The following is a 17454-nucleotide window of genomic DNA, read 5'->3' as shown; positions in this document are numbered from 1 at the left end:
CGACGCAGTAACAGTAACAGTTCACCCTTTACCAAACGTTTCTTTTATGGGGGATGAGATGAAAGGGTGTAATCCGCATACGATTAATTTCACGACCTTAACTCCAGGAGCATCTTATTTCTGGGATTTTGGAGACGGCGGAGTAAGTTCAGCAAGCGCACCATCTTACCAATATAATTCGGCAGGAATTTATGATGTAACATTAACAATAACTTCTATCGAAGGATGTGTTGCGAGTTTTGTTCAACCCAATGCTGTGGAAATATTTGAGCAACCCGTGGCAGATTTTTCATATACTCCACAAGCAATCGATATCATGGATACAGAAGTTAACTTTATCAATCATGCGGACTATGCGACAACGTATGAATGGAGTTTTGGAGATGGAACAGCGAACTCATCGACATTTGAGCCTGTACATTTTTACCCCGAAGTAGGTAACGTAACCTACCCTGTGACATTAATTGCTGCTAATGATTTTGGATGTGCAGATACCATCACAAAACGAGTTAAAATAAACGATGTTTTGATTTATTTTATTCCAAATACCTTTACGCCTGATGGAGATTCGTTCAACGATAAATTTAGACCTCAGTTTGCTTCCGGGTTAGATATCTACGATTTTCACTTAATGATATTTAACCGTTGGGGAGAAATGGTATTTGAATCTTACGACGCTACAGGAGCATGGGATGGAACCTACGGAAATGGAGACATCGTTCCGGATGGTGTTTATGTTTGGAAAATGGAATTTGGAGAAACAATGACGGATAAAAAGCATTATGAAAGTGGTTTTGTGAACCTTATGAGATAGGCTGTTTTAAATTAATCTTAAAAAAGAACCTGTTTAAACATGAAAAAGCAACTCTTCGTCGATTGTTTACGTCAGGAGAGTGAAATAATTTAACTCACCCATCATAACTCAAACTAATGACCTTAAACAGGAACAAATTTAACTTTCGTACGATAATCATAACAGTATTTATATGTTCAACAAGCTTTCTCTATAGCCAAGTTGTCGGTCCATACACAGGTATTGATTATGCAACAGATTATACAAATCCAGACGAGGGTGCGCCATGTGGTAGTATTGCTGTTATCAACGCAGAAATAGGCGATGCCGATTTTGAAAATGGTGCAGCTGAAGTTCCTTTGGGTTGGTCATTTTCAGGGACATGGAATTCGGGTGTTACCTATTATGATGGAGTTGGAGATGAGGTGTTATTAGTTTCTTTACATACGTATACAGAGTCGTGGCATGTTGCTTTGCGTCTATCAGATGGAACTACTACTGCTTTTGCAGATTACGATTTAACATTAGTTACGACAAATGCAGTAGGTTCACTCGCAACTTGTGGTGCTATGGTTTTTGGTTTTAATTATGAGCGTCCATCTCAAGTGTTAGATTTCGCTGATTTTGCAATTCCTCCTGGAGTGGGGGTAATTGGAATTGTTTTTGAGCCATTTTCAGATGGTGCAGGACGACCAGATCCTCACGGTGTTATTGTGTTGGAAGGAACTCCATTTGATCCGCCTTGTGATGATCTTGAAACTACAGTTTCGACTACTGAAATTTGTGAAGGAGAAGAAATAACATTAGAGGCCATTTCGACAAATGGAGGAACAATTTCTTGGGATGGAGGAGTAACGAATGGGGTTGCCTTTGTACCGCCGGTTGGAGTAACTACCTACACAGCAACGAGTGACAATGATGATGATTGCGATTTTTCAGTAGAGATTACAGTCAATGAAGTGCCAACAGTAACAGCCATTGTGGATGATGCCGAAATTTGTATTGGTGAATCTGTTGTGTTTACCGGTGGTGGTGCGGATAGTTATGTTTGGGATATGGGAGTAACGGACGGGGTAGGTTTTACTCCTGAAGATGTAGGAACAGAGACTTATACCGTTGTTGGGGAAACAGATGAAGGGTGTGAAAATACAGCAATGGTTGATCTTACAGTTCATGATTTACCCGCTGTTTCTGGAACGGTGGATGACACTGAAATTTGTTTAGGAGAATCGGTAATATTTACAGGTTCAGGAGCTGATACATATTCTTGGGATGGTGGAGTAGTTGATGGAATAAGTTATACACCGGCTGCAGCAGGAACGTTTAATTATACCGTTACTGGAACAAATACATCTACTGGATGTGTGAACACCGCAACGGTTACGCTTACGGTTCTAACTGATATACCCGTAACCGCAAATGCTTCCGATATTGAACTATGTTTGGGTGAATCAGTAACTTTATCAGGTAGTGGTGCAGATACTTACGTTTGGGATGGCGGTGTTACTAATGGAGTTCCCTTTACGCCTCCTTCCGCAGGTGTTTATACTTACAATATGGTGGGAACAATAACTGGAGGTTGTTCGGGAACTGATGCAATTACGATTACAGTTCACGGTTTACCAGTTGCTGATTTCGCGGCAAGTGATTCTACAGGCTGTGAGCCTTTTGAAACCACATTTACAAGTTCAACACCAGCTGTATCTTATAACTGGACATTTGGTGATGGTGGTTCAGGTATTGGAAGTCCAGTTAACCATACCTATTCGACAGTGGGAGAATTTGATGTCAATGTAACGGTTGTAGATATAAACGGTTGTGTAGACACTGAAACAAAACTGAATTTTATTAAAGTAATTCATACGCCAGTGGCTGCATTTAGCTTTAGTCCAGAATCGAGTAATATCACAAATACAGAAGTTGAATTTATCAATGAATCTGATTACGCAACCACATATGATTGGTGGTTCGGTGATGGTTCTGGATCTAATCTGGAGCATCCAACGCACAGTTATCCAGTGGTTGGGAATAAATCTTATACGATAACCCTTCGTGCTGAAAATAATTTTGGTTGCTTTGATGAAGTTACTGATAAGGTCTATATTGAGGATGCACTTTTTTATTTCATTCCTAACGCATTTACCCCAGACGGGGACTCTTTTAACGAGTCGTTTAAACCCATTTTTGATTTGGGATTAGATGTTTATGATTATCATCTGGTGATTTATAACCGCTGGGGTGAAATTGTATTTGAATCGTACAATGTTGCAGTAGGATGGGATGGTACTTACGGTAACGGTGAAATAGTTGAAGATGGAGTGTATACCTATTTCATTAAGTTTGGAGAGACCATGAGCGATAAAAAACATGAAGTAAGCGGACATGTGACCCTCCTCCGATAATGGTTGTCTTTCATTCATCGATATACTTCGTTACTGAGCGAATAAGTATCCGTTAATTCAATTGTTTTGATTAATTTATAGTGAATCATAAATGTAAAACTATGGAATTAATTGTCGCATTAATAATTGGAGGAGTAGCTGGCTGGTTGGCCGGTGGAATAATGAAGTCGAAATCTGAGGGGGTAGTTTGGAATATCATTCTTGGTTTGGCTGGCGGATTTTTTGGAGCATGGGTATTTCAGCTAATCGGAATTTCGGATGGCTCACCAGGATGGCTTGGTTCAATTTTAACTGCCACTTTTGGAGCAATATTATTGATTTTTCTAAATAGACTTTTGTTTAAGCGGTAGTTGTAGTATTGTTATAAGTTTGTAATGAAATATATAATGTAAGTAACAGTGCTTGAAAAATTGGCATTACAAGAATGTTTGGATTTATAATTTAAAAAACAAAATAGAGACTCCGCCTTAAAATTCAAAAACAATCAGGTTTGTTTTTTAATTAGTTTAAATCTTAATTTTGGTATGCAATTTTATTATTTATCAAGATATCCTATGAGCCGCGAAAAAGAACAATTTTAAATGTTTTGTTTACATTGTTGTTTCTAAGTGTTGTTATCGATAGCTTACGAGCATTGAGTCATTTCAAATATATTTCGTTTTGCACATAACTTGCGTTTAGCCAAAAACAATGTTTTGTATATTCAGTCAATCCTGTTAATTTATCTGCTACAGGTAATTCATAAGTATCTGCTGCATTTCTTGCGTGTGGTCTAACGTGGCTTATTCTATTTTCAGTTTTCTTTGGAAAATAAGTTTTTCTCACACCTTTTTCAGTTACTTCTCTTACGATTTTTCCGCTGGCAACTGTCTTTACCATTTCTTGCCAAACAATTTTGGCTTCAACAATATCAGAGTAGGGCATATTCCAAAACTTTACCTTTCTTAAAATCAAATTTTCTCCCTCAAATTGATAAAACACAAAGAAAAATTTACTTTCCAAAATGCTCTTAAATTCTGAATCTTCCCAATCTTTTTCTACAAGTTCTTGATATTCAAATGTAGGAAACGAAATATCTTCTTTTGGTAAATTACTCTCTTTAAGTCGAATTGTTTTTACTTGTATATCGGCTTTTTCAAATTCTTCTATCTTTTGACCGAGTTCAAGTCCAAGAATAGCATTTGTAAGATTTGCAAAATAACTTTTAGCTTTTTGGTTTAATTCTAAACCTAATTCTTGTGCAATTTGTTCAGCGGATTTTCCATAAAATGGGTGGAATTTTAGAATTACTATTTCTTCTATTGAACGTACTTTTTCTAAAATTTCTGGTTGCTCAATTATTTTTCCATAAACAGCTGTTTCTTCCTGAGCAATATTTGCGATTATATGATTGACATAACCTTGTTTTAAAGAATATGCTCTTTGTTTTGCTTTTTCATTATTAAATGGCTGGTCTCTATATGATTTTAGAGCTGTTGAGCCTTTTGTACAAGCTCCAAGATAAAATGTATCTCCTTCTGATAATTCGTGAGCTTTTCCGTCTTTTATTTTTTGATTGATAAATTCCCAATCTTGCTTAATAATTTTTAAATCTTCGTTCGGATATTGCCAACCGTCAACTAACTTTATTAAGTAGTCAAGTAAATTTAATTCTCTATCGTGTAGATAGAATACTAAGAGTAAATGTGCATTTTTCTTCCAAAATGAACTAGTTTCAAACTCTTCTTTGTGAACTTCTAAATAATTAATGATATTTAAAACAAGTCTTTCTTTTGAACGATATTCTCCATTTTTTAAAGTTTTTAATGGACTTGATTTTAGTTCAAGACCTGCTTCTTTAAAATCTGGTTCTGCATCAGAATTTGGTTCGTAACCAAAATAGAATTTCTCTAAAATCTGACCGAAATTTCCTTTTCCATTTATTTGGGCGTTCCCTTCGGTCGGGCTTTTCGTTTCAATCTTTTTGTTCGTGTCTCTCAAAAAGGATTTCCACTGCAATCCCTAACGCAATGCAATTTCTTAATGATACATATTGTCGGTTGATCAAAACATACAATTAGTATAGTTTCGGCTTATGATTAATAAATTTCTTTTAAAAGAATTTGGTGATAGAATTCGCTATTTGAGAACTCAAGAAAACTTGAGTCAAGAGCAATTATCACACAAAACTGGATTTCACAGAACTTATATTGGAATGATAGAAAGAGCAGAACGCAATATCTCACTTACCAATATGGCAATTTTTGCTAAATCATTCAATTTAACTCTTGATGAGCTTTTAAAATTTGATAATGCGAAAGAGTTACTAAAAAAATACGAATTAAAAATTCAAGATTAATGTCAAGAAAACATTCATTTAAATTGACATTATCTAATAATGTTACTGAAAAGCAAGGAATAAATTATCTTATTGAAGAACAGACAGGTTTTTTTAAGATTGATAAGGATATGAAGAAAGAGCTTTTAGATAAAGTTGATATTCCTCATAATTTCTTGCAATCTTTTGATATGGTTTACATACCAAAACTTAAAGGAATTAAATTTGAAAAAGATTACATTGAAACGCATCTTGACGAGATTTTATTTGTCGAATTAAAAACTACTAAAAAATACCTTCCTGAAAATCCAAAAGGGTTCTTTTTTGGTGCAACAGAAAATGAATTTAATTTTGGAAAATTATTAGGCAATAGATTTAGGTTTTGTTTCGTTTGTTTAAACGAAAAATCACCTTCCTATGCAATGCTAACAATTGAGGAATTAGAAAAAATAATTAGGAATAAAAGAATACAGTTTCAAATTAATTTATGATTCATATTTAATTTGCCAAAGATGAAATAAAATGGATTCGTAATCATCTTTTGAGCATTCATTATTAGAAATTCTTTCTATTAATTTTTGAATTTCATCATAGCCTTTTTTCTCTTCAGAAATCACTTCTTCCATATGGTCAGGATATTGATTGTTAAAAGTTTGTTTCCAACTTTCAAGTTCATCTATTATCCAATTTTGATAATTATTCATTTGTTTAATTTTAGTTCTAATCTGCGTTAGGGTTTGAAGCAATTGTTTGAGCTCTTTTTGAGACGATAGGAACAAAAAAGCGAGTGCGTAAAGCCCGACCTTTAGGTAACGCCCAAATCATTTAAACTTTGTAACATAACAGCAAAATCACGTCCTCTTTGTTTTGCTGGTGATTTTAAAAGTCTATCAACATTTTCTAAAAAAAGATATTTCGGCTTGTTCTTTTTATTCTCTAAAATTTTATGAATTGACCACCAAAGAACACCTTTTTTACCTTTTAAGCCTTTTGAATTATGCAATGTAGTCGCAACAGAATAATCTTGACAAGGAAAACCGCCAACTAATAAATCGTGATCTGGAATTTCTTCAACATTTCTTGTTACTACTTCGTTTATATCTTCGTTAGAATGATTTTCATTTCCAAAACGAGCTTCATAAACGCATTGATGCGTGTTGCGTTTTGGTTGAAGGTTCCCATTGATTACTCCAAACAACTTCGTAATTGCTTTTTTCAAGTCCAAGACGAAACCCTCCAACTCCTGCAAATAATTCTGCAACTCTCATTTTCTTATTTTCCATTTTCTTGAGCTTTATAATAGTTAATTTTTTCTTCTGCTACTTTCAATATTTCGGAAGTCGATTCCGTGTATTTTAGTTCGTCTGCAATTTTTTCCGAATACCAATTTATGATAAGTTCATTTTCGGGAAGTTCGTAAAACTTTGCAAGTCTTACGATTTGTTCCATTGTCGGTTTTCTTTCGTTTTTCTCGAATTTGCTTATAAGAGATTGGTCAATATCTACTTCAGCAGCAACCTTTCGTAGAATCATTGCTTTTTCCTCTCTTGCACATTTCAATGTTTCACCTAAAGTTTTCATTGTTCAAAATTGTTTTAGACAAATATTGTCCAAATGTAAAAAACATTTTTGAATTTTAGCGTTTAAATAAAAATATTTAAGGCTCGCAAAGAACAACGCATAAAATAAAGTACAGATTTAGCTAATTAGATTTTTATTGAAAACACTAAATCATTTTTTAAAGCAAAAATTAAAATCGTTTACATTAAGACAAGAGGTTTTAGAGCTTAATGGTGTCGGACTATGGTATTTAAGAGCTTGAGAGCAAAAAAAAATAGCTCTTATTATTTATTAGGTCATGTTAACTGTCCAACTTATATAAACCGAATTCACTATGCTGGATTCTTAATTTCGTTTAAATCTGTATCTAGCATTTCTTGTTGTAAATAAGGAGTAATTGGCATATCGTCAATCTTTGCTTTTATCGGTTTAATGTATTCAAGATAATCAGGTAAAAGTGAGTCGACCATAGGAACAGATGAAGGAAATTTTTCTGCGCGATGATTGATTTGTTTACCGTTTTTCCAGAAACGATAGCAAACATGAGGACCGGTTGCTAAGCCTGTACTTCCTACATAGCCAATGACTTGACCCTGTTTTACAAAAACTCCTTTTCTAATACCTTCTGCAAAGCCTGACATGTGTAAGTATTGCGTGCTATACGTTTCGTCGTGTTTAATTTTAACATAATTACCATTCCCACCGCTGTAAGAAGCTTTAATTACAACACCATTAGCAGTTGCCATAATCGGGGTGCCTTTAGGCGCGGCATAATCGGTTCCTAAATGAGCTTTCCACCGTCGTTGAACGGGATGAAATCGCCTACTAGAAAATCCAGAGCTGATTCGCGAATATTTAACAGGAGCCATTAAAAATGGACGACGCATTTCTTTTCCTTCTTCATTGAAAAAACCAACTTTATTTGTTGCCGAATCCAATGTATACTCAAAGGCATAGAATTCATGACCTTGATGCTTGAACCAAGCCGATGAAATACCTCCAACAGCATAAGGAACGCCTTCCACTGACTTTTCTTCATAGATAACTTTAAATTCATCGCCTGGATGTAATCTGAAAAAATCTATTGTCCACGCAAAAACTCCAGCTATATATTCCGCCATTTCACCAGTCATATTTAAATCTTGCATTTGTTGGTCCAAAGCAAAAGTTAAATTTGAGTTTTGAATGATTTCTCCAGAAAGTATTCGCTCATGAACTTCATTTGGTTTTGATCTTTTTTCAACGTGAACAGAATCTGTAAAATCAAAAACAATGTAATCGACAATGTTTTTTGGATATATACAATATTGTGCTGTACGACTGGTGTCACCGAGTTTAGATAAAACTAAAAAAGGCGTGCCTTCTTTTACATAACGTAAACCAATTAGTGAATCCGCCGCTTTTTCCGCTGCACGATTAATATCCCATTGCGAAATACTATGTGGTGCAAACATATGACTCATGGTCCAATCCGGACGAACAGTATCCCTGAAGACTTGGAAAGAATCTAAAACAAACCCAAATTCGACAACTGGTGGTGCAAGATATACACTATCTTTTTTTGACTCGGTTTTAGGTTGATTACCATTTTCACAGCTTAAAAAGATCAGTTGAATCAATAAAACGCCAATATATTTTGTTATTCGCATGTAGTTTGGTTTCAGTTTTTTGAATTTTGACAAAAGTAAAGGTTAAGAAGTATTAAATTATAATTCTCTTTCATTGTTTATTAATACAGGAATGTTAGTTTTAAACCAATTAATCTTTGTACTATGATTCAAGTTGAAAATTTGAGGAAATCCTATATACTGAATAAGAAGCAGCAAAAGGAATTTAATACTCAAGCTAAAGAAGCAATTGCAGTTGATGGCATTTCTTTTTCTTGTAAGCCCGGCAGAATTTTTTCACTTTTGGGACCCAATGGGGCAGGTAAAACCACAACTTTAAGAATGATTTCAACAATCATTCGTCCCACATCAGGGAAAATTGAAGTGGCAGGTATTGATGCGGCCGTGCAACCAAATGAAGTTCGTAAAAAAATTGGATTTCTAACTGGATCAACCGGACTGTATGAGCGATTAACACCTGATGAAGTTTTGAAGTATTTTGCTGATTTAAACGATGTAAACCCAGCAGATTTTGAACAAAGAAAACAACATTATTACGACCTATTAGATATGCATGATTTTGCAAAAAAAAGAATTGGTCAACTCTCTACTGGGATGAAACAAAAGGTTTCGATTACACGGACGATGATACATGATCCAGAAGTTGTGGTATTTGATGAACCAACCTCCGGATTAGATGTTATAACCGCTGAAAATATCATAAAACTAATTCGAGATTGTAAAAGTCAAGGTAAAACTGTCATTTTCTCTTCTCATATCATGTCAGAGGTTGATTTACTTTGTGATGATTTGGCAATAATTAACAAAGGAAAATTGTTATTCCGCGATACAATGGAACAATTCCGTGCGAATATGAAAACAAGTTCGTTAACAGAGGAGTTTATTCGAATAGTAAACCATAATTCTCCCATAAATATTTAAGCATGAAAAAGATCATTATAATAGCAAAAAAGGAGTTTCTTGACATGTTTCGAGATAAACGGACATTAATGCGAATGATTCTTATTCCTTTATTAGCCTTTCCTTTAATCATGTATTTGATTACAACATTGCAATTAGCCCAATCCAAAAAAGAAGCGGAGAAAACACTTGAAATAGGGTATTATTTAAACGGACAGTCTGAAAAATACATTGAAAAAATGGACACTGCTGCCAATTATACCTTTACGCTTTACTCGGATTCAGTTCAAATGCAAAAAGATGTAAAATCAGACTCAATCAATTTGGCGATTCTTTTTTCTGCTAATTTTGATTCAAATTATCAAAGTGGAAAGCAGGCTGCGTACAGCTTATATTATCGACAAGCTGACAACGAAGAGTTTGATCGATTTCAGAAATTGCTAGATTTACGTGACGAAGATTTGGTCCAAGAACGCCTAAAAAGTCAAAACTTACCTGTTAACTATGCACAACCGGTTCAACGTAATTTACATAATCAAAGTGAGGTTAAAGAGGTGATTGGCAAATATGCTGGTGGAATTTTACCTTATATATTTTTAGCATTTTGTTTTATGGGTTGCATGTTGCCGGCTATTGACTTATTTGCTGGAGAAAAAGAACGAGGTACTATTGAAACCTTGCTAGCTTCTCCGGTTAATCGGGTTCATCTCTTGGTTGGTAAAATGATTGTTGTTGCTGCCTTTGGTTTAATAAGTGCTTCAGTTGTATTAATAGGCCTTTTTGTAAGTTTAAACTTTATGGCTGATGGAAATGGGTTAATGGTAGAGGTTAATAAAATTCTTAGTCCTCAATTAATCATCACTTTGTATCTATTATTAATTCCTGTTGCCATCTTTTTTGCAGGAATTATGATACCCGTGTCAGTTTATGCACGTTCATTTAAAGAAGCTCAGAGTATTCTTACCCCACTAAATATGGCAGTTATTCTACCCGCCATGATCGGTTTTTTACCAGGTTTTGAGTTAGATTATGTTACCGCGTTTATTCCCATTGTCAATATTGTATTGGCTACAAAAGCAATGATTGCAGGAACAGCACCTCTCATTCCCTTGATCATTACATTTACCTCGTTAATTTTATTGTCTGCCGTTGCCGTATTTATATCCTTTAAGCAGTTTGGAAAAGAAACCAATATATTGCGGTAGTTTTTGTTTTTAGGGCGTTCCCCTTCTACGCTTTAGTCAGCGTAAAAGTGGCGGGCTTTCCATTCGTAGTCCTCGCTATCTGCCTTTCCATCTCATGCATAGCATAGACAGGCAGATTGCTTGCGGGCTATCCATTGCAATCCCTAACGCAAAGTAAAATTAGTGCATTAACTGTTTTGAAAAAGTGAACCGGTGTAACGTACCTGGCCGATTAAGACGTTCAACTTTAGCCCGAATTTGTTCACTAAATATTGAAATTAATTCACGGCCCATTGATTTTTCCGTAATGGTTTCAGAAACCAGCTCTGTGGACAACCCGATTCCATCATCACCAATTATTAATTCGTACAACTCCTCATTTGTTTCGTTCAGTTCTATTATTATTTTTCCTTCAGCTCTACCTACAAATGCGTGTTTTAATGAATTTGTTATGATTTCATTTATGATTAAACCAAGTGGAATGGCAATATTCATATCCATTAGTTTAGGACTTACTTTAAATTCTAAATTTATAAGTTTTTCATGCTTATATGCATCGATTAAAGGTTTAGTAATGGCCTCAATAAAGGCGTTAATTTGTACCTTTTCATAATTTCCCTCTCGGTATAATTGTTCATGCAATAAAGCCATCGCTCGAATGCGGTCTTGGCAATCTTCTAAAACAGAAATAAGTTTCTCATCCGTCAATTTCATCGATTGGATACGCAATAAGCTATTTACAAGCTGAAAATTATTTTTGACCCTATGATGTGTTTCTCGCAACAAATTTATTTTTAATGCAATTTGTTTAGATTGGTTCAATTCTCGCTGTAATTTTTTACTTCGCTGGTTTATTTTATTTAAACGATTTCCAAAATACGCAACGTAAATGATGCTAACAATGATATAGATAACAGCACCAATCGCAATCGCAAAATCAATTTCAACCCAATGTTTATTCGAAAAATAAATGAGTAAATAGTTAAGAATAACAGGTGTGATTACTACAAATGGCATCATTACTCTCACCAGCCTACTACCGGTCATGCTACTTAAAAAAAACTCTCCGAATGAAAAAACAGAACGTCTTAACAGTAATATCAAGGATAAAAACACTAAAAATAAGGAAGTTTGAACCGACATGGTTTGAAAAAAAGGCAGTTTATGCTCCATAGGTACAGCCAATAAGTGAGAAACGGAAGAAACAAAACTAATGATAAGCACAGCTACGTAAAAAAAATGAAATCCTTTCCTGATGATTTGATTATTCAAAGCTGTCCCCACGAGACCCATTGAAAAAAATAAAAAACATAACGCTGAAGCTCGAGACATGCGACCAGGGTTTTCTGCCGAATATATGTCATTAACAAAAAGATTGTCCATAAATAGAGAAGTGTCGAATAAATATGCGATGAGTACACTGCTCGAAATAAACAAGACAATCAACACGCCGGTATATTTTATGAACTGCAGTAATGATGAAGCCGAATGATTAACTTTTGCTGCGAAGGCAATCACTAAAAAACACAATGCTGTATTGACTTTCATCGTTGATTTTTCAGAAAAGAGAAAAATCAGTTTTGGGACATCTGCTATCCAGCCTACAATTGTTAGAATAGAAAATAGGGCCATTGAAAACAATAGCAGGTTCACTATTTGTGGCGGGAGATAGTTCTTGGTCATGTTAACCGATAATTATAGTTGCTTCATATGATACTATTTTGAGTAGGTTAAGTTGGGTCGTAGGTTAAACAAGTTACAAAATAATCTATTTATTACCAATTGTTTGAAGGTGAAATTTGGGTTAATATTATGGTGGTATCTATAATAAGATAAGTTTGATTGATTTCTCTTGATAATGGATCACGTACATGCCGTTGGTCCAATTTGCTGTTGAAATAATCAAATGGTCGTTATCTGTATACTTCGAATAAACCAATTGACCATTTATATTAAACACTTGAATTATGCCATTAACTTTCAATTGTGACACATAAATATAGTCATTAGTGGACCATGCTCTAAATGTTTGCTCATTATTATTGATTTCCGAATATTGATCAATACGTTTTAATCGCTCAAATGAAGAGGAAAGCCCGCCACATAAAAATAGGGCATTTGAATGAATAGCACAAGCAGTCACACCTCGTCGTTCAGGACCGGGAAGGTTTTGCATTTTTTTCCATGAAAAACCGATGGGGTTAAATTGCCACCAATCGTTAAACATGGTACCGCTTTCATCTTCACCAGTACCAATGTAACCTTTGCCATTTAAAGTTTCTGAAGTAGCATACCACCTTGGTCCTCCGGGGAATAAACTAGCAAATTTCCATTGATCACTAGATGGGTTGTATTCCCAAACATCTTCCTTTAAAACATCCGTACAATCTCTGCCGAGTCCGAGGTAACCCTTATTATAAAGTGCAAAAGATATTGCTTCATCTCGTGGGTTGATGGGCAGGTTATTAAGTTTTTGCCAATTATTTTCAATTGGGTCATATTTCCAAAAATCATTAAATGATGTCGACCAGTTTCGACCGGTGCCATAATAAATTTCACCTTCTATTACAAAACCTGTTGCTTTCCATCTATTTGCACCAGGGAAAATGTTTTTCTCAGTCCATTTATTCGTTACGGGATTATATTCCCAAACTTCGTTTAATGGTATATTGTTCCAGTCAATACCACCAATAACATATGCTTTGTTATTTGAAACAGCTGCAAAAGCATATTGGCGTGGTTCACCGGGGAAAAATGCGATTGCCTTCCAACTATTTGTATTGATGTTAAATGCATAAAACTGATTACTTTCAGCAAATCCTCCATGGTTACCAGTGCCAAAATAAATTGTTTCATTAATGGCAAATGAAACGGCATCGTCTCTGCCCAACCCAGGTGTTGTGGTGATTGAAGACCAATTAAAGTTTTGCGAAAATAAAGGGTTATAGCCAATTAAATTAATCCAAAATAAAAGAATCAGGTTAAAGTTCATGCCTTAATAAACGTAAGTGTTGTCTTATAATTGCGTTAGGGATAGGAACGAGTGTTTGAGCTCTTCGTCCGGCTCAGACGGACGAAAGCGAGTGTGGATAGCCCGACCCTTCAGGCTTTCGACAGGAAAGGCAGAAGGGTAACGCCCAAAAAAGCCTCAACAATCATGCTGAGGCCCTTAATAAATTCTGTGTTAATTTATTATCCGAAAACCTTTTTTAAGAGATCACTGACACGGGCAGCTGGATTGTCTCTAATTTCTTTTTCTTGTTTTGCAATTTGAACAAATAGTCCATCAATAGCTTTATTGGTGGCATACTCTTCCAAGTCAGGATTGACTTTTTGTACCATTGGAATTTTATTGTAAGTGGTAAACAAGGTGTTCCAATGTTTGGTTGCACCAACTTTTTCAAGGGATGATTTTATTACCGGTTTAAACTTTTCAAATAACGAACTTCGGGTTGTTTTTTCGAGGTAGGCTGTTGCTGCGTTTTTTTCACCTTTTAAAATTCCCATAGCGTCGGTTAAACTCATAGATGTAATGGCAGTTACAAAGATATCTTTGGCGCCGTTGGCTGCATCTTCTGCTGCTCGGTTTATGGATTCAATTGCATCGTCCACTTTTTGACCTTGTCCCATTTTACGTAGCTTTTCCTCCACGTTTTGAGCTTCTGGTGGAAGTGGAATTTTTATCGCTAAATCTTTGAAATAGCCGTCAGGCTTTGACAATTGATCCACACCTTTTTCAACGCCACGCGTTAAGGCCTCTTTTAACCCTTTTGCAACCTCTTCTTCTGTTAGGTTGGAGGAAGAGGTTGAAACGTTTTCTTCGACTTTATTCTTTAAATCTTTCAGTATTTGTGCTTGAGCAGTATTGAAGTTGATTGCTAATATCCCGAGGGTAAGTGCAATCCCGATTCTTTTTTTTGTTTTCATCTTTTTCATTCTTTACGGTTTAAATTACAAATACCGTTCCGAATTTGATTTTAAATGAATGTTAAAATTCGTCAAGTTTTGGAGAATTGTTTGTTGAGGAATTGAGCATGGAGTCTAATTTTTCGCCTCCTTTAATGCCAAAGTCCATTGTACGAATAGGGAATGGAATGAGGATGTTATGTTTATCATAAGCTTTTTTCACGGCTTTAATCCCTTCACTTATGCCAACGAGATATTGCGAATAATTATCGTATGGGACCCAATATTGAACTTGTAGGTTAATTGAACTATCTCCGAATTCCTGAAAAATAACAAGTACTTCTTTATCTTCAACGAGTGAAGGTATTTGCTCGATTGCGTTTTTTGTAATTTGTTGAACTTGATCAAGATCTTCGGCGTATGAAACCCCTATGTTAAGGTCAACCCTTCGCGTTTTCGTTCGGTAATAGTTTGTGAGTGGGTTTTCAAATAATTTACGGTTTGGGATCACGACCTCATTGCCATCAAAAGTCATTATTTCGGTGCTTCGCAAAGAAATTGCTAAAACTGTTCCAGTATAACCTTCAACTTCAATTACATCGCCAATTTCAAAGGGTTTTTTAAGCGCCATGAAAAAGCCTGAAACGAAGTTGGCAGCGAGGTCTTGAAAAGCAAAACTTAATGCAAGACCGATGATACCAGCACCTGCCAAAAGGGATGTAACAGTTTTGTCCAAGTGGAGGATGGACAATGAAGCCATTGCACCGCCTAATACAACCGCGATGTACCCTATGCGAGCAAGAATACTCGTGAGTTCTTCATTGTTGTAAGCTCTAGTAAGAATTTTTCGTATAAGTCTTCTTGTCAGTTTTCCGAGGAACACAAAAACTAAAAGTACCAGTAAAGCCAATCCAATATTTGGCAACATGGAAACGACTTTTGTTCCCCAATCAGTGAGTTTTTCCAAGAGAATATCCAGGTAGTCTAAATTCATAATTTTGTGACAATAAATAGTAATAAAAAAATGGGATTGATTATAATCTGCAAATAATTGATGAAAATCGCAAGAAAAGGAGTTAAAACTTTAAAAATGGAGTGAATTAAAGGATTTTTTGCATGAATTGTAAGTCAAGCCATTGGTTAAACTTAAACCCTGATTGTTTTATGATACCTGCTTTTTCAAAACCAAATTTTTGGTGTAAGCTTATGCTCGAGGTGTTATTCGCATCAATTCCTGCCACCAGGCTATGAATATTATTCGCTTTGGCGAGCTCAATGAGTTTGGTTAATAATGAGCTTGCAACTCCTTTATTTTGGTGATTTGGATGAACATAGACCGAATGTTCTGCGGTAAACTGAAAAGCTGCGTGCGGTCGAAAAGCTCCGTAGGTAGCAAAACCAATTACATTATCAGCCATATTAACGGCTATAACTACAGGATAATTACCTTCTTTTTTAGTTTGAAACCATACGTCCATATCGTTGGTTGAAAATGGGTTGTAGGTGTAAACAGCAGTTGTGTTTAGGATGGCATGATTAAAAATCGAACGTATAGCTTCTAGATCTTGAGTTTTAGCTTGTCGAAGAGTAACCATCAGCGCGATTTATAAACGATGAATTATTTTGGCAGGTGATTTTCCTTTTTTAAATGATCGGCGAATACGGCATCAACCCAGTGTTTACCCCACTCTTCACGTTCCTGTTCTGACCAAAGTTCGGGATAAAATATTCGACGTTGAAAATGGGGAGGCAAGTATTTTTGCCAATTCGTTCCACCAGTCCCTTTTTCATCACCTTTTCCAGTTGCTAAATAACGAGCGGCCGTTCTAAAATGGACCAATGGCCAATTGATGTTTACATTGACATCGAGTTCGCGCAGTTCTTTAACCAACTGTTCATTTTTTTGATCATTAGCATCAAGCGCCTTGTATTTTTTCCAAAGGTTGATAGGCTGATACTTATCCGCAAATTCATGAAAATCCTCCAAATATTTATTTTCAAAATCTCTAAGGGTGAGTGTTTTTTCTCCTGTATCTTCTACTATTGCACCTCTTCGCCAATAAATATTATCCAATTGGGTATGAATATCACTATCAAATAGGCTTTCTCTCTGATCTTCGAATACCAAATACTTTAAATCGGTACATGCTATTTCGATGTAACGATAACTTGCTGTTTGAAATCCACTTGCCGATAGTAGTGACATTCTAAATTTTGTGAATTGCTCTTTTTCCATGCCAAAACGCATAATATCGAAAGAGTTGGTAAGTGCTTCAAAGTATTTGTTTACACGTTTTAATCGCTCGATGAAAAACGCTAAGTCAAGCGAAGAATTCCAACCTAAATCTTCTCCGTGTTCGGAAATGTTTTTTCCGTTTTTGCAAATCTGTTCTATCTCATGTGAAATGAGCGAAAAATACAATTCAGTTATTTGATGATAAACGATAAAGATTTTTTCGTCGGGGAAATCTGTTTTTGGTTTTTGTAAACTTAATAGTGCGTCTACTTCAATATAATCCCAGTAAGTTAATGGGTTGGCATAAATCAGTCCATCTAAATACGAGTCTAAATCTTGTCCGATCGAGGCGTATTTTTCTTTTAGAATTTTGATTTTTTTTAGTGTTGATTCAGGAAGTTCCATATTTACTGTTATTACAATTTGTAAATGTAATAAAAAGGGAGTTGAAAAGGAACTCGAGACTAAAGTTGATAGAATGCTGCGGTATAAAATTTAAGAATAGATAAGTTTATATCATTCGCTTAG

17 protein-coding genes and 1 pseudogene are annotated in these 17454 nt (G+C 35.3%); 7 read left to right on the top strand and 11 right to left on the bottom strand.

Annotated features, from left to right (window positions below; translation table 11 throughout):
* The 3 genes from A8143_RS11525 to A8143_RS11515 form a co-directional block, all read left to right on the top strand.
* Nucleotides 1-814 (top strand): PKD domain-containing protein (locus tag A8143_RS11525; RefSeq protein WP_139134342.1); only part of this gene is annotated, 814 nt, incomplete at its 5' end.
* A 116-nt stretch (nucleotides 815-930) separates the two neighbouring features.
* Complete coding sequence (locus A8143_RS11520) at nucleotides 931-3195, top strand: PKD domain-containing protein (protein WP_070138207.1); 2265 nt, start codon at nucleotides 931-933, stop codon at nucleotides 3193-3195.
* Between the two features lie 101 nt (nucleotides 3196-3296).
* Nucleotides 3297-3545: a GlsB/YeaQ/YmgE family stress response membrane protein gene (locus tag A8143_RS11515; protein WP_070138206.1), complete on the top strand. Its 249-nt coding sequence runs from the start codon at nucleotides 3297-3299 to the stop codon at nucleotides 3543-3545.
* A gap of 289 nt (nucleotides 3546-3834) precedes the next feature.
* Here A8143_RS11515 and A8143_RS11510 read toward each other — a convergent pair whose 3' ends face one another.
* Entirely contained in the window at nucleotides 3835-5175 is a 1341-nt protein-coding gene (locus tag A8143_RS11510) for a Sau3AI family type II restriction endonuclease (protein WP_245676502.1), read from the bottom strand.
* 94 nt (nucleotides 5176-5269) lie between these two features.
* Between A8143_RS11510 and A8143_RS11505 the strand changes: the two genes are divergently transcribed.
* Entirely contained in the window at nucleotides 5270-5533 is a 264-nt protein-coding gene (locus tag A8143_RS11505; RefSeq protein ID WP_070138204.1) for a helix-turn-helix domain-containing protein, read from the top strand.
* Nucleotides 5533-6003 (top strand): hypothetical protein, encoded by a 471-nt coding sequence (locus tag A8143_RS11500; RefSeq protein ID WP_070138203.1) that lies wholly within the window; start codon nucleotides 5533-5535, stop codon nucleotides 6001-6003. Before A8143_RS11505 ends, A8143_RS11500 begins: the two co-directional genes overlap by 1 nt.
* Here A8143_RS11500 and A8143_RS11495 read toward each other — a convergent pair.
* The 4 genes and pseudogenes from A8143_RS11495 to A8143_RS11480 all read right to left on the bottom strand — a co-directional run bounded on the left by A8143_RS11495 (nucleotide 5998) and on the right by A8143_RS11480 (nucleotide 8721).
* Nucleotides 5998-6216, bottom strand: coding sequence for a hypothetical protein (locus tag A8143_RS11495; RefSeq protein ID WP_139134341.1), 219 nt, complete (start codon nucleotides 6214-6216; stop codon nucleotides 5998-6000). The two genes, A8143_RS11500 and A8143_RS11495, sit on opposite strands and share 6 nt — an antisense overlap.
* Nucleotides 6217-6326: 110 nt before the next feature.
* A pseudogene (locus A8143_RS11490) lies at nucleotides 6327-6795 on the bottom strand (DNA cytosine methyltransferase); the annotation flags it as partial.
* The gene (locus tag A8143_RS11485) at nucleotides 6785-7093 is read right to left on the bottom strand and encodes a helix-turn-helix domain-containing protein (protein WP_070138201.1); all 309 of its coding nucleotides are present in this window, start codon (nucleotides 7091-7093) and stop codon (nucleotides 6785-6787) included. The pseudogene A8143_RS11490 and the gene A8143_RS11485, both read right to left, overlap by 11 nt.
* Nucleotides 7094-7404: 311 nt before the next feature.
* Entirely contained in the window at nucleotides 7405-8721 is a 1317-nt protein-coding gene (locus A8143_RS11480; protein ID WP_083261349.1) for a M23 family metallopeptidase, read from the bottom strand.
* Nucleotides 8722-8844: 123 nt separating this feature from the next.
* Here A8143_RS11480 and A8143_RS11475 point away from each other — a divergent pair, with 123 nt between their 5' ends.
* Entirely contained in the window at nucleotides 8845-9621 is a 777-nt protein-coding gene (locus A8143_RS11475) for an ABC transporter ATP-binding protein (RefSeq protein WP_070138200.1), read from the top strand.
* Nucleotides 9622-9623: 2 nt separating this feature from the next.
* Nucleotides 9624-10805, top strand: coding sequence for an ABC transporter permease (locus A8143_RS11470; RefSeq protein WP_070138199.1), 1182 nt, complete (start codon nucleotides 9624-9626; stop codon nucleotides 10803-10805).
* Nucleotides 10806-10964: 159 nt separating this feature from the next.
* Here A8143_RS11470 and A8143_RS11465 read toward each other — a convergent pair whose 3' ends face one another.
* The 6 genes from A8143_RS11465 to A8143_RS11440 all read right to left on the bottom strand — a co-directional run bounded on the left by A8143_RS11465 (nucleotide 10965) and on the right by A8143_RS11440 (nucleotide 17331).
* Nucleotides 10965-12467 carry a sensor histidine kinase gene (locus A8143_RS11465; RefSeq protein WP_083261348.1) on the bottom strand — a complete coding sequence of 501 codons (1503 nt, stop codon included), beginning with the start codon at nucleotides 12465-12467 and terminating at the stop codon, nucleotides 10965-10967.
* Between the two features lie 139 nt (nucleotides 12468-12606).
* Nucleotides 12607-13776, bottom strand: a complete 1170-nt coding sequence (locus tag A8143_RS11460; protein WP_070138197.1) for a Kelch repeat-containing protein — start codon at nucleotides 13774-13776, stop codon at nucleotides 12607-12609.
* A 200-nt stretch (nucleotides 13777-13976) separates the two neighbouring features.
* Nucleotides 13977-14720, bottom strand: a complete 744-nt coding sequence (locus A8143_RS11455) for a DUF4197 domain-containing protein (protein WP_245676501.1) — start codon at nucleotides 14718-14720, stop codon at nucleotides 13977-13979.
* Nucleotides 14721-14772: 52 nt separating this feature from the next.
* Nucleotides 14773-15684 (bottom strand): mechanosensitive ion channel family protein, encoded by a 912-nt coding sequence (locus A8143_RS11450; RefSeq protein WP_070138196.1) that lies wholly within the window; start codon nucleotides 15682-15684, stop codon nucleotides 14773-14775.
* Nucleotides 15685-15790: 106 nt separating this feature from the next.
* Complete coding sequence (locus tag A8143_RS11445; RefSeq protein ID WP_070138195.1) at nucleotides 15791-16285, bottom strand: GNAT family N-acetyltransferase; 495 nt, start codon at nucleotides 16283-16285, stop codon at nucleotides 15791-15793.
* Between the two features lie 23 nt (nucleotides 16286-16308).
* Nucleotides 16309-17331, bottom strand: coding sequence for a tryptophan 2,3-dioxygenase family protein (locus A8143_RS11440; RefSeq protein WP_070138194.1), 1023 nt, complete (start codon nucleotides 17329-17331; stop codon nucleotides 16309-16311).
* Between the last annotated feature and the right edge of the window lie 123 nt (nucleotides 17332-17454).

The sequence above is a fragment of the Crocinitomix algicola genome (genome assembly GCF_001661595.2).
Classification (GTDB): Bacteria; Bacteroidota; Bacteroidia; order Flavobacteriales_D; family Crocinitomicaceae; genus Crocinitomix; species Crocinitomix algicola.
The sequence above is the reverse complement of the archived record's forward strand: the minus strand, read 5'-3'. Positions and strand labels throughout refer to the sequence as shown.

Coding starts and splice junctions, on each gene's coding strand:
- A8143_RS11465 (WP_083261348.1), bottom strand. CDS start 12,467: ATGACCAAGAACTATCTCCCGCCACAAATAGTGAACCTGCTATTGTTT.
- A8143_RS11475 (WP_070138200.1), top strand. CDS start 8,845: ATGATTCAAGTTGAAAATTTGAGGAAATCCTATATACTGAATAAGAAG.
- A8143_RS11485 (WP_070138201.1), bottom strand. CDS start 7,093: ATGAAAACTTTAGGTGAAACATTGAAATGTGCAAGAGAGGAAAAAGCA.
- A8143_RS11460 (WP_070138197.1), bottom strand. CDS start 13,776: ATGAACTTTAACCTGATTCTTTTATTTTGGATTAATTTAATTGGCTAT.
- A8143_RS11520 (WP_070138207.1), top strand. CDS start 931: ATGACCTTAAACAGGAACAAATTTAACTTTCGTACGATAATCATAACA.
- A8143_RS11470 (WP_070138199.1), top strand. CDS start 9,624: ATGAAAAAGATCATTATAATAGCAAAAAAGGAGTTTCTTGACATGTTT.
- A8143_RS11450 (WP_070138196.1), bottom strand. CDS start 15,684: ATGAATTTAGACTACCTGGATATTCTCTTGGAAAAACTCACTGATTGG.
- A8143_RS11455 (WP_245676501.1), bottom strand. CDS start 14,720: ATGAAAAAGATGAAAACAAAAAAAAGAATCGGGATTGCACTTACCCTC.
- A8143_RS11480 (WP_083261349.1), bottom strand. CDS start 8,721: ATGCGAATAACAAAATATATTGGCGTTTTATTGATTCAACTGATCTTT.
- A8143_RS11440 (WP_070138194.1), bottom strand. CDS start 17,331: ATGGAACTTCCTGAATCAACACTAAAAAAAATCAAAATTCTAAAAGAA.
- A8143_RS11515 (WP_070138206.1), top strand. CDS start 3,297: ATGGAATTAATTGTCGCATTAATAATTGGAGGAGTAGCTGGCTGGTTG.
- A8143_RS11505 (WP_070138204.1), top strand. CDS start 5,270: ATGATTAATAAATTTCTTTTAAAAGAATTTGGTGATAGAATTCGCTAT.
- A8143_RS11445 (WP_070138195.1), bottom strand. CDS start 16,285: ATGGTTACTCTTCGACAAGCTAAAACTCAAGATCTAGAAGCTATACGT.
- A8143_RS11495 (WP_139134341.1), bottom strand. CDS start 6,216: ATGAATAATTATCAAAATTGGATAATAGATGAACTTGAAAGTTGGAAA.
- A8143_RS11500 (WP_070138203.1), top strand. CDS start 5,533: ATGTCAAGAAAACATTCATTTAAATTGACATTATCTAATAATGTTACT.